12 protein-coding genes, 1 tRNA gene and 1 other RNA gene are annotated in these 11,997 nt (G+C 41.1%); 3 read left to right on the forward strand and 11 right to left on the reverse strand.

What is annotated here, in order from left to right:
- Nucleotides 1-34: 34 nt before the first annotated feature.
- The gene (locus SKC37_RS04580) at nucleotides 35-505 is read left to right on the forward strand and encodes an Lrp/AsnC family transcriptional regulator (protein ID WP_377980322.1); all 471 of its coding nucleotides are present in this window, start codon (nucleotides 35-37) and stop codon (nucleotides 503-505) included.
- Nucleotides 506-529: 24 nt separating this feature from the next.
- Nucleotides 530-898, forward strand: a transfer-messenger RNA (tmRNA) gene (ssrA, locus tag SKC37_RS04585).
- A 55-nt stretch (nucleotides 899-953) separates the two neighbouring features.
- Here the strand turns inward: ssrA and SKC37_RS04590 are convergent.
- The 11 genes from SKC37_RS04590 to SKC37_RS04640 all read right to left on the reverse strand — a co-directional run bounded on the left by SKC37_RS04590 (nucleotide 954) and on the right by SKC37_RS04640 (nucleotide 11,101).
- Nucleotides 954-2,339: an aminopeptidase P N-terminal domain-containing protein gene (locus tag SKC37_RS04590; protein ID WP_377980324.1), complete on the reverse strand. Its 1,386-nt coding sequence runs from the start codon at nucleotides 2,337-2,339 to the stop codon at nucleotides 954-956.
- A gap of 60 nt (nucleotides 2,340-2,399) precedes the next feature.
- Nucleotides 2,400-2,948: a hypothetical protein gene (locus tag SKC37_RS04595; RefSeq protein WP_377980325.1), complete on the reverse strand. Its 549-nt coding sequence runs from the start codon at nucleotides 2,946-2,948 to the stop codon at nucleotides 2,400-2,402.
- A gap of 62 nt (nucleotides 2,949-3,010) precedes the next feature.
- Complete coding sequence (locus tag SKC37_RS04600; RefSeq protein ID WP_377980326.1) at nucleotides 3,011-4,102, reverse strand: glycoside hydrolase family 88/105 protein; 1,092 nt, start codon at nucleotides 4,100-4,102, stop codon at nucleotides 3,011-3,013.
- On the reverse strand, nucleotides 4,102-4,416 hold the full coding sequence (gene rhaM / locus SKC37_RS04605) for an L-rhamnose mutarotase (RefSeq protein WP_377980327.1): 315 nt from the start codon (nucleotides 4,414-4,416) through the stop codon (nucleotides 4,102-4,104). The genes SKC37_RS04600 and rhaM overlap by 1 nt, the downstream gene beginning before the upstream one ends.
- 39 nt (nucleotides 4,417-4,455) lie before the next feature.
- Entirely contained in the window at nucleotides 4,456-5,469 is a 1,014-nt protein-coding gene (locus SKC37_RS04610) for a threonine aldolase family protein (protein ID WP_377980328.1), read from the reverse strand.
- A gap of 1 nt (nucleotide 5,470) precedes the next feature.
- Nucleotides 5,471-7,663, reverse strand: a complete 2,193-nt coding sequence (locus SKC37_RS04615) for a carbohydrate binding family 9 domain-containing protein (protein WP_377980329.1) — start codon at nucleotides 7,661-7,663, stop codon at nucleotides 5,471-5,473.
- Nucleotides 7,664-8,767, reverse strand: a complete 1,104-nt coding sequence (locus SKC37_RS04620) for an Lnb N-terminal periplasmic domain-containing protein (protein WP_377980330.1) — start codon at nucleotides 8,765-8,767, stop codon at nucleotides 7,664-7,666.
- A complete protein-coding gene (gene rsmI, locus SKC37_RS04625; RefSeq protein ID WP_130923204.1) occupies nucleotides 8,768-9,439 on the reverse strand; it encodes a 16S rRNA (cytidine(1402)-2'-O)-methyltransferase in 672 nt (223 codons plus the stop codon).
- 62 nt (nucleotides 9,440-9,501) lie between these two features.
- A tRNA-Ser gene (locus tag SKC37_RS04630) sits at nucleotides 9,502-9,589 on the reverse strand.
- A 65-nt stretch (nucleotides 9,590-9,654) separates the two neighbouring features.
- The gene (locus SKC37_RS04635; RefSeq protein ID WP_377980331.1) at nucleotides 9,655-10,404 is read right to left on the reverse strand and encodes a tRNA (adenosine(37)-N6)-dimethylallyltransferase; all 750 of its coding nucleotides are present in this window, start codon (nucleotides 10,402-10,404) and stop codon (nucleotides 9,655-9,657) included.
- Entirely contained in the window at nucleotides 10,394-11,101 is a 708-nt protein-coding gene (locus tag SKC37_RS04640; protein ID WP_377980332.1) for a hypothetical protein, read from the reverse strand. The genes SKC37_RS04635 and SKC37_RS04640 overlap by 11 nt, the downstream gene beginning before the upstream one ends.
- A 65-nt stretch (nucleotides 11,102-11,166) precedes the next feature.
- Between SKC37_RS04640 and kduI the strand changes: the two genes are divergently transcribed.
- Nucleotides 11,167-11,997: a 5-dehydro-4-deoxy-D-glucuronate isomerase gene (gene kduI, locus SKC37_RS04645; protein WP_377980333.1), complete on the forward strand. Its 831-nt coding sequence runs from the start codon at nucleotides 11,167-11,169 to the stop codon at nucleotides 11,995-11,997.

Below are 11,997 nucleotides of genomic sequence, written 5' to 3' on the forward strand. Positions count from 1 at the left end.
ATCCCCCTTTTCACACCGGAAAACCGAAAACTTTATGGCAAAAAGTACTCAACTAGATGAATTAGATCACAGAATTTTACAAATCATCCAAAATGATAGCCAAAAAACCCTTAAAGAGATCTCTGAGCATGTGAACTTATCCTTGAGCCCTACACACGATCGAATCAAGCGAATGGAATCAGATGGATATATTCAAGGCTATGTGGCGCTTTTAAACCGCAAGAAACTAAATCTGGGCCTACTCGTACACTGCCAGGTTACACTAGAGAAACAAAACCGGAAGAACTTTAGTGAATTTGAAGCGGCGATACTCAACTTCCCAGAGGTAACATCCTGCCATTTAGTATCTGGAAACTTTGATTATTATTTAAATGTGGTGAGTGCGGATGTAGAAAGCTACAATCAATTTTACCAAGAAAAATTAGCCGTATTGCCCTCAGTCGCTCATATCAGCACCTTATTTGTGATGGATGAAATCAAACAAACTACTGCTTTACCCGTGTAATTGTGTATCTTTGTATTTCTATTTGGGATCGACCGGTTTTGACAGCTTATGTAGTCCGGTTGTAAGCACGTCGGGAGTTGTAGGCATTTCCTGTTAAAAAAACCTTCGAATTATAGCTGGCAATACTTCGTATGCCATGGCTGCTTAGTCTGATAGACTAACCAATTGCCATCGTTCAGCCCTGTCCAAACTCTGCCGACGGGGGATTCTGAGCGTCGACATGCAGAGTCGCTGAATCCGATTTCTCTAACGGTTCAGTAGTATCCAGAGGATAAGTGTTAGGTAAGGTCTGATCTGAACCTATCTAACATCGAAAATTAATCAAATCTAAACGTGTAGAAAGCAGCAGTTCTCTAGGTTTGGACGAGGGTTCGAGTCCCTCCGATTCCACCAGATAATAAAAAAGCCCCTAGTTTTAGGGGCTTTTTTATTATGTATCTATGAAAGACTAAAACACACTCTTCTGTGCTGCCATCTTTTCGATTTCAGCCACTGAACGAGGAGATCCTTGAGAAAGGTTTATATTTCCTTTTTCGGTGATTAAAATATCATCTTCGATACGGATACCGATATTCCACCATTTCTTATCACACTTACTTCCAGCTGGAATATAAATACCAGGCTCCACCGTTACCACCACACCTGCAGCTAAAACGCGAGGTCCTAAATCATGTACATCTAAACCTAAATGATGTGAAGTTCCGTGAGGGAAATACGTACGCGCTTCTTTCTCATTAGCCACAATGCCTAATTTGATTAAACCTGCATTCACTACAGCACGAGAAGCTGCGTCTATATCACTAAATGGAGCACCTGCTTTACAAGCTGCAATTCCTGCATCCTGAGCCGCAAGGACGATTTCATACAAGGCTTTTTGTGCCTCTGAGAATTTTCCATTCGCTGGAACCGTTCTTGTAACGTCCGCTGAATAACCGTGGTATTCTGCGGCACAATCACTTAATAATAAATCACCCTCTTTAATCGTCTTCAAATTTGTGATATAATGTAAAACGCAAGCATTTTCTGCTGCTCCATTGATACTATTATAACCCGGGTATTCAGAACCCTCCTTTTTGAAATGGTATTCCATGATTGCCTGCGCCTGGTATTCTTTCATTCCTGGTTTTACCGCACGCATCACATCATTGTGACCTAAAACACTGATGGAAGCTGCTTTTTGAATTAAAGCAATCTCTTCAGGTAATTTAATGCCACGTAAAGTTCTTAAGGTATTCATCGTAGATCTGGATGCCAAAGGCTTAGCATTTGAAATCACTAAACTATCCACTAAAGAGGCCATACGGGTTAAAGGATCGGGCTTTGCTTGGTATTTAGCAAAAATACCCTCCGTGCGGTACAACGTATAGACAGAATCTACACCTGCTAAAGAAATGGCAGAGCTAGTAAATTGGTCATTGATAAACACATTTTCCATTTTACTCTTTGCCTTAAATCCTTCCGTTCCTAGGATTTTGCCAGTCCATAATTCTTTGAAAGGATCACGGTTTTGGACAAAAATAAATTCAGTTCCAGTCTTACCTAATAAGGTCACTGGTTGCTTGAACAATAATAAAACAGCATTAGGTTCTTCTAAACCTGTCAAATAATAGAAATTCTTGTTTTGCGCATATTGAAACTCCGTGTCATTACTACGCTGACGTGTTTGTGATGCGAAGAAGATACCCACGCCTTTGTCAGACATCTTTTCTTTAAAGGCAGCACGACGACCCGCATGAAATTCTGGGCTTAAATAATCCGTTGGATAATCTTGAGCAATAGCAGATTGCAATGACAAAGTCGCGAACAATCCGATGATGAGGTGTTTGATTTTCATTGAATAATAGATGTTTGAAATAGCAAGATAAGAAAAAAGGCTCCAGATGGAGCCTTTGGATTAACTTTTTTGGCCAAAATAACGACTCAACCAAAAACCACAAAGTCCCCAAGCGACCACAGCATCAATCAATTGAGCTCGTAAATCAAATACAGGGTACCAAATATGCTCCGTGTAAGAGGTATTACAAAAGGCCATAAAGCCAATCGCAATCGACACTCCCACGATCGTAGAACGACGCGGAATCTTCAATTTTGAAATAACCCAAACGAGTAAAAAAACCATCAATACATCCACCGCAAAGCCGCGAACCATATTCATCGTCATATCTGTTTTGTAAGAAGAGTAATAAATCACCCGAGCCCAAGGCTTACCAGCAATCGATTTTGTAAATCCTTCTAACTCCTCCATCGACTGATTATGACTCATGCGAGGCAAGATATACCCTCCAGGTGCTAATTCCTGTTTATTCAAGAAATGTAGAATCGTATCTTGTTTTGCGGTATACTGCTGAACAGGCTCATGTAAATTCAAGGCCACATGAGACATTGTCTGCCAAATAAAGATAATCAGACCGCCCACCAAAGAACCAATAATGACTTTTTTCATTTTATTCTAATTGATTGAACGGTAAAATTAAGAATAAAATGCAAAAACCTATCAAAAATATACTATTTGCTTTTCAACATCTCCGATCCAGCTAATAAATAACAGCCTGCCCCAAAATCCTCGAAGTTAGGCACAGATGACTTTGTCACCGGTTGACCATCTTTAGGTTCCTTACCTGTTCCCTGAACGTAGGCTAAAAAACCATTCGGCTGAACACAGGAATCAATCGCTTTCCAACCTTTATCAACTGATCTCTGGTATTTCGATGCGGGCAATAATCCTGAACGAATTCCCCAAGCCATACCATATACAAACAAGGACGTCCCTGTTAATTCAGGACCACCAAAATTAGATTCATCCGTTAAACTAACATTGTAAAAGCCATCTTTGCGTTGCAATGGCAGCAAAGCAGCCGCTAAATCTTGAAAATCTTTCACATATTCTGCTCTGTGAGGTGCATTTGCAGGCATTAAATCCAACGTTCTTGCTAAGGCCGCAAAAACCCACCCATTACCTCTAGACCAATAGCAATTCGTGCCATTCGGTTCTTTGTAGGGAGGAATGAAGTCTTTGTCTCTCCACCACAAATGCTCCTGCGGATTATATAGTTTAGCTTTCGTATCCGCATACAAATCGTGCATTTTAGTAAAATACTTGTCCTCTTTAAAACGAACGCCTAAACGAGTGTATACTGGCATACTCATTTGAAGACAATCAATCCAAGACCAATCATTGGCCTTTTCTGTGGCAACCATGTTGTCTATATTTTCCTTAATAGGTTTAATGCGAGCAGAATCTGCTTTCAAGTCGAATAAGTCTAAATAAACCTGACCACAGGCTTGATCATCCGCATTTCTCGTCTTCAATCCATTGCGCAAAGACCAGCGATGAAATTCGCCCCAGTCTTCCATATACTTCAAATCAGAGGCGCGCGGATCCAATTTGTACAATTCTATCAATCCCTCATAAAAGACGGCTCGCGTCCAAATATTCGATGGACGCGTCTTGTCAGGACTCACAATTACTTTCGTTACATCTGGCCAAACACTTTGGAAATAAGATTTAGCTGCATGCATGTGTTGTAAGACCTGAGCGCGATCTGGCTTTGCGGCGAAAATGCTTAGTGGGAGTAGGAGAAAGAGTAATTTCTTCATCAGGCGAAATAAAAGACAGGTGTTAAATCAATTGAAACGGGTGAGTGATCTGGATTTGTTTCCATAATATCCGCCATATAGGCCCACCATTTTTTCATCACTTCCTGCGCGGGAAGAGAATCGAGTGTCAACAAATCAGGTGCTTCTAAATAGCCAAAAAGCGTGCGGGTGCTTTCATCCAAGAAGATGGAATAGTTTTGGATACCTACCTGATGTAATAAGGCCCCTAATTCAGGCCATATTTCATCGTGTCTCTTTTTGTATTCTGCCGAATGACCCGGCAGCAAATACATTTTAAACGCCTTTCGTTGCATAAGAATTGATTTCTTATATAAGACGTTTTGACTATTATTTTACTTAGAAATTCGTTCTGTAAATGCCTGCAAGGCTGTATCATCAAAACCTAAATGAGTCACAAAGCGAACATAAGACGGTCCAAATGGTGCACAATAAATCCCTTTCTCCTTTAATTCAGCCACTTTATCTACAGAAGCTAAACCAGCTTGTAACTCTAAAATAACAATATTAGTAGACACTGGAAGAATGGCTTTTACCCAAGGGAGTTTCTCACAAACGGAAGCAATGACTCTTGCGCGTGCATGATCTTCTTTCAAACGTTCTACCTGATGATCTAAGGCATAAATTCCGGCGGCAGCTAACAATCCCGCTTGTCTCCATCCGCCACCAAGACGTTTTCTAACACGTCTCGCCTTCTTGATAAATTCTTTAGAACCGACTAGAATGGATCCGATAGGTGCCCCTAAACCTTTAGACAAACAAATGGAGATGGAATCAAACCAGCCCCCAAATTGAGCAGGTGTTTGACCCGTTTCAACGATGGCATTGAAAATACGTGCGCCATCCAAATGCAAGGGTATGTCAACAGAACGACAAAAATCAGAGATTTCCTGCAAAGCTTCTGAGGCATAAATACTTCCACCACCTTTATTTACGGTATTTTCTAAACTGACTAGGCGACTTTCACAGGCATGAATATCATCTGGAGAGATGGCAGCTTTTATTTGACTAACGTTTAAACGACCTAAATCACCTTTCAATAATTTAACGGAGGCACCTGCATTCGCCATAATTCCTCCCCCCTCGTACAAATAAATATGAGAAAGTTCGTCGCAAATGACCTCTTGGCCTTTGGAAACATGAACTGAAATGGCAATCTGGTTTGATTGAGTTCCGGAAACACAGAAAAGCGCAGCCTCTTTATTAAATAATTTAGCTACTTTTTCTTCCAAAGCATTGACAGTGGGATCCTCTCCAAAAACATCATCCCCTAAAGGCGCGGAAAACATCGCCTCGCGCATTCCAGGAGTGGGTAAAGTAAAGGTGTCGCTGCGTAATTCAATCTTCATGTTAAAACTGCTTTAAGTAAGACAATTTAGCTAAAAAACTTTGTTGCTTCTGCTGAGTACCATCAGATCCTTGGTAATTCAAGGTATTAAATACCAGATAAACATAGGATAATGGCTGGTATTCCCAGGCTAGGCGCATATTCACAGAATTCAAATTATCCGTCGTATTTTTCTGATAGAAGCCGATTAATTGCAACCGCGGATTGATGGCCATTCGAGTCTCCAAAATCAATAAGTTGACTTCTTTCGTCTCGCGACCGACACCTACGTTCTCAAATTTGCTCCAATTCCACGATAAGCCCAAATTCACGTGCGGGATGGGAGCTATCCGAAACTTAGAATCAATCATTTGTAATGTTCCATCAAAAAATCCTCCCCAGCCATATTCAGTAGAACCAGAATATTTCGCACTTGGATCACTCGCTAAGAAAAATCCTTTTCTAAAATACTGGTAATTACCTTGTTTAATGCGAATACCCACCGGGTTAAATTCATCTTCCAAGTTCTGAACGCTGCCATCAATATAAGCGCCAATGATACCCCCATTCTGCAGATTAAACCATAATGGGCCAGATACCAGTTTTTGTTCCACGATATTTCCTGTCTTCAAACTATGGTATACTTCGGTATAAACTCCCGGTTGCCAAAATCGAATAAATTTAGGCAGCCATTTCCCGCGCACATTAAAATCGAATCCTTGAGAATTAGATAATACATTTTTCCTGGAAACAAATCCCATTTCAGGATTGTAATCATCCGAAACTAAAGTATGAGTCCAATATAAGGTGACTAAATTGTCTTTGTACAGAAATTGACCATACTCCGCAAATCCCTGTTGACTATTCCGCGAATCCTGCGTCATGGTACCCATTCCACTAAACGAGAATTTATCATTGAAGCGAATAAAGGCATCTACCGCCCCAGTTGTAGCTACGTTTGAGGGGGAAGATTTCGTCGTAACAATCGCTCCTACCCTATTTTGTTTGCCAAAATTTTCGGAATAACGACCCACCAAAAAATTAGTAAATGGATCACCATCTCCCTCGCCTTGCCGCATATAAATCCCTCCAAAATTTCTTTTCTCAGAACGATGAACAAACCGAGTTCCTGCAGTAATGGCAATGGGATTTACATTTTGATCTAAACCAATCGTACGACTAAAGAAGGGCTGAATGTACATCGAACCTCCTACCACTTCACTAACAGGGGCTAAGCCAGCTGAAAAAAGCGAGGCATTCTCTAAGAAAAATTGACGACGCTCTGGGAAGAAAACCGAAAAACGAGAGATGTTATTTACCTGTCTATCCACATCTGCTTGCGCAAAATCTGTATTAAAGGTAAAATCCATAACGGAAGTAGGACTGATTGCCCACTTAATTTCGCCACCTAATTTTAATTCCGAGGTATTGGAATTCCCTATTTCTGTGCCTTCCGAATTCTTCGAAACCTGCAAGAGGTAGGGAACAAATCGAATGTTAGTAGAAGTGGGTGGCGGGGGAATAATCCCCGTTAATTTGCCTGCGTAATCCATGCGTAATGGAGTCATCGAACGAGGATGTGGCGACCAAACCGACAATTCATTGCTAGAACGTCGCAAACGAAAGAAATTAATTCCCCAATCTTGGGCTTTTATACCATCTGTTTTAGGATAACGCAAGGTCTGCCAAGGAATCGCAAACTCAGCCACCCAAGACGAATCAGAACGATGCGTTCTAACGCGATACAATCCATCCCAATCAACATCATATTGACGATCATCAAAGGCTAATAAATCACGCTGAGCTCCATAGGAATTAGTCTCCAAAACAATGGCATTCCGTTTATCATTAAATCCGTCAATCGTAATACCAAATGTTTCATTTTCGTCAAAATCAAAATCGCGCTTCAAATTAGGAGCTCGATATGCATTCTTCCCTATGCTATCATGCATGATAGCCGCCACATACAGAAATTGCTGATTGTAAAGTAGTTTAATGGTCGAATTGAAAGACGCCTTTCGTCCTTGAAAAGGTTCTACCTGAAAGTCCAAATTCACTGCGGGAGCCTTCTCCCATTCAGCCTCATCTAAATGTCCATCTGCTTTCAAGGCGCGTTCAATCTTTAACGGCTGAAATTCTTTCCGCTGTTCTAAAGGCTTAAATACCTCTTGGGAATAGCCACAAAAGGAGATAAAGAGTAAGAGGTAAAAACGCATTTATTTTTTGATGAAGGATAAATAGCACACGCGAATAAAAATAGGCAATCCGACCAATACCATGGGAGCGAATTGAATACCAGACCAAATAAGCCCGATGAAAGACAAAATACTAATGATTTGCAGGTATTTTTTCCATTTCAAAGGATCCTTTGCAAACCAAATCACAAGAGGGAAATTCAATGGAAACAACATCAACGATGCCGGATTCCATGCCATCACCTCATGATTTGTGGCTGTTCCTAAAAAGAAGATGAACCAAGCTAAAATTCCGATCACAGAAAACAAAGCCACATCTGCAGCGTATGAAAATCGTTTTTTATAGGTCGCTAACCCCACTAATAGGATGAACACACTTAAAATCACATAGGGTCCTGTGAAATCAAAACCTGCTTCTTCTGACACTTCTGCATCAAATAAACTCACCGGGTTAGCCGAAAGTCCTTTGGCCAGATTAGTAGCAGACGCTAAATTGTCTGGCAAATAACACGCTTGCGATGCATCTGCTTTTACATTCGAAGGAATCCCCAAGGCTAAATTCATGCCTATAGTCACCCATGAATTAGCTGTTAAATATTTATTCATCCAATCCCGGTAGGATTTATCTTCTAAAGAACGATTCTGATTCCAAGTGTATTTACCGGGCGCATTACGCTCAATCATATCGCGAATCCGCGTAGAGCAATTGTCATAGAAAAATTTATAGGCATACTCCCTATTTTCAGGCAAAAGGTTTTTTTCTAAGGCTTGGAAAATGGCGTTTTTCTGAAGGGAATCGAGTTGTAATTTTTGAGCGATCATCCCACGCTTTTCATATTGCGCGTTGTAATTAAACTCATCCTGCATCGAATGAACAGAAATGGTATACGGCAGGGTCCCCATCAAGAATTTCAAATAGAAATTCTCCGTTTTAAAATCGAAAGTCCCGTAACTATAGGCACGATCTATTCCATTCATCGGATCATTTACCCATAGAATGGTATGGCCAAAAGCCGAATGCAATTCCTTACCTGGTGCGACGGTTACTAAAACAACTTCTGCCCTAGAACTCAACTGAGCCTTTACGGCCAAAGAAATCAACAAAAATAAAAGGATCTTTTTCATCTATTTTCCAGCAATAACAATCACAATTTCACCTCGTACTTTATCCGGATGCGCCGTGAAATAGGCTAACACTTCTGTAGCCGTTCCTCGCACCATTTGTTCGTGCATTTTACTTATCTCACGACCCACCATCACTAATCGATCAGCAGAAATAAACTCGATTATTTGTTCTAAGGCTTTCACTAAGCGATGCGGAGACTCATACAAAACGATTGTTCGCTCTTCTTCTGCCAATGCTTTCCAACGCGTTTGGCGGCCCTTTTTATGTGGCAAGAAACCCTCATAAACGAAGCGATCGGTAGGAAAACCGGAATTGACTAAGGCCGGAACAAAAGCCGTTGCACCGGGTAATGATTCCACTTCGATGCCATTATCTACACATGCTTTCACTAATAAATAGCCTGGATCTGAGATACCTGGCGTGCCAGCATCAGAAATTAAGGCAAGGGATTTTCCCTCTTTTAACATCTTGATCACCCCTGGAACACCGGTGTGTTCATTGTGGGCGTGGTGGGAATACAAAGGTTTAGAGATATTTAGATGCTTCAGTAATTGACCTGAATTGCGCGTATCCTCCGCTAAAATCCCATCTACCTCTCCCAGTACCCGAATGGCACGTAGCGTGATATCTTCTAAATTCCCAATGGGAGTAGGTACGAGGTATAATTTCATTCCGAAATTTAATTAAATGACCTGAAACAAAAAAAGCGAAACTTTCGTTTCGCTTTTCGCTCTGGTAGAGAGTGAGGGATTCGAACCCCCGGACCTGTAACAGTCAACAGTTTTCAAGACTGCCGCAATCGACCACTCTGCCAACTCTCTGTCTCCTTAAGAGATTGCAAAAGTAAGGCGTTTTTCCAGATTTTGCAATACTCTTCTTCAAAATTTTAGATAAAATTCAAGATATAATCTCTTTTAGCCTGAAAATCAAGGGCATCCGGAATCCAATTAATTTCAATTCCGGCCCGCTCCATTTTTCTAAAATACGTCATTTGGCGTTTAGCAAACTGGTGAATGGCCGTTTCTAGACCTTTTTCGAATTCTGCTTTTGTCATTATTCCCTCCACATAATTCACCATCCATTTATATTCCAAGCCCATCCAACGCAATTCTTCTGGATGGACCCCATCAAATAAAAGCTGCTGTACTTCCTCTAACATTCCCTCTTTCAGTCTAGCCTGAAAACGAGTGCTTATTTTCTCTCTTCTCGTTTCAGTGGATGGGTTTAGGCCAAAAACAGTATACTTAAATTGAATATCCAGCGGTTCAGACAAGAAATGAGGCACATGAGAAAATTGATAATTCGCTAATAAGGATTCTATATACAAACCCGTTCCACCGCAAAGGATGGGTTGTTTTCCTCTTGCAAAAACGTCATTAATTGCATCGAAGGCGGCCTTTTGGAAATGGGCAACGGAGAATGCTTCCCCTATTTCGTGGCTATCAATGAGATGATAAGGTATAAAACCATATTCTTTTAGGTCCTTTCCGGTGCCTATGTCGAGGCGACGGTAGATTTGGCGAGAGTCTGCTGAAATGATTTCGCCATCTAAGGCGCACGCTAGTTCTACGGCCAAAGCCGTTTTACCGCTAGCTGTAGGCCCCAACAAAATGATAAGCTTCTGATCAGTAGACATAACGTAATTTTAAATTCCCTTTATTCATTCGGTTACCCAACTGAATGGGGGCCGTCTCTCCTATTTTGGTAAAGCCTACAGACAAAAAACCTTTACCCGTATTCCATTCCTTGTCCACATAAGTCATCACATTGTGCATTTCCGGATGCAAATCTTTGTAGGCCTGTAAGAATTTCGTCAAACCTCCAACGAGACGAATGCTAGATAATGTCGCAATTTCGGTGAGTTCGCCAGACAAACAACCATCCAAGTCTGGCTCTTTCATTACCAATGATTTCCCAAAAACTGCCACCGCTAGTAGTGGATGACCCTCGTAAGTATAGGAACTTTCAATCCCCCGAAAAACTCGGTGAGGCGGAACGATACAACCAAAATATCTAGAACCTTTTAAAAATCCTTTGACGTGTTCTTTGTCTAAAAATGCCCGTGCCGTCTCTGCATCAATCGAAACGATACGGGTGTCGCGGGCAAAAACGGAACGTAAAGGCTTCACTCGAGCAATTAAATGTTTTTCAATAGAGGAGCGCCGCGTGAGCCATTGATCTTCTCCAATACAAATATCACCCTCCTGGCTTTCTCCTGGCATCACTTTTACGCGTACCTTTGACTCTTCTTGTTGCCATAAGTCACCACCCATCGATTGAAAACCGATCGAAAGGAGGAAATGAGCTAGGGTATGTGGGAACTCTTTTGGCATAAAACGTGTAAATATACAGTAGAATTAAGCGCAAAAGCGCTTTGAAAACAAAAAAACATATTAAAATGGACTATAGATTTGAGGCGAGCCGAAAAGAGGTTTCCACCTTTACGAACCAAGAAATCAGAGATAATTTCTTAATTGAAAAGATCTTTCACGCAGATCAGATACAATTAACCTATACTATTTATGATCGAATGATCATCGGTGGAGCCATGCCTGTATCGAACACATTGCACCTACCTAATCCCGAAAAATTACGGGCTAATTTCTTCCTTGAAAGACGTGAATTAGGGATTATCAACGTAGGTGGAAAAGGAACGGTGACTGCGAATGGAGAACAATTTACCATCGATAAATTAGGCGCAGTTTATGTGGGTCGTGGCGTAAAAGAGGTAAGCTTTAGTTCGGAATCTTCAGATAATCCAGCGCAATTCTATCTATTGTCTTCCCCAGCACACGCTAATTACCCAAATGCAAAATTAGATCGCGAGCAGGTGACGACTGTGGTTTTAGGTAGTTTAGAAACATCCAATCACCGCACCATTTATAAATACATTCACAACGAGGGGATTCAATCTTGTCAATTAGTGATGGGCTTGACGATTTTAGAACCGGGTTCGGTTTGGAATACGATGCCAGCACACGTACACGATAGAAGAATGGAAGCCTATTTATACTTTGATGTAACGCCAGGTCACGCTGTATTGCATTTGATGGGTGAAACGACAGAAACCAAGCACATTTGGGTGCATAACCACCAAGCCATTATTTCTCCACCTTGGTCTATTCACAGTGGATCTGGCACAAAGAACTACTCCTTTATTTGGGGAATGGCGGGTGAAAATAAGGATTATACCGATATGGATTTTGCAGAAATTTCTGAATTACGTTAA

This window comes from Aquirufa esocilacus, from assembly GCF_042715595.1.
GTDB classification, from domain to species: Bacteria; Bacteroidota; Bacteroidia; order Cytophagales; family Spirosomataceae; genus Aquirufa; species Aquirufa esocilacus.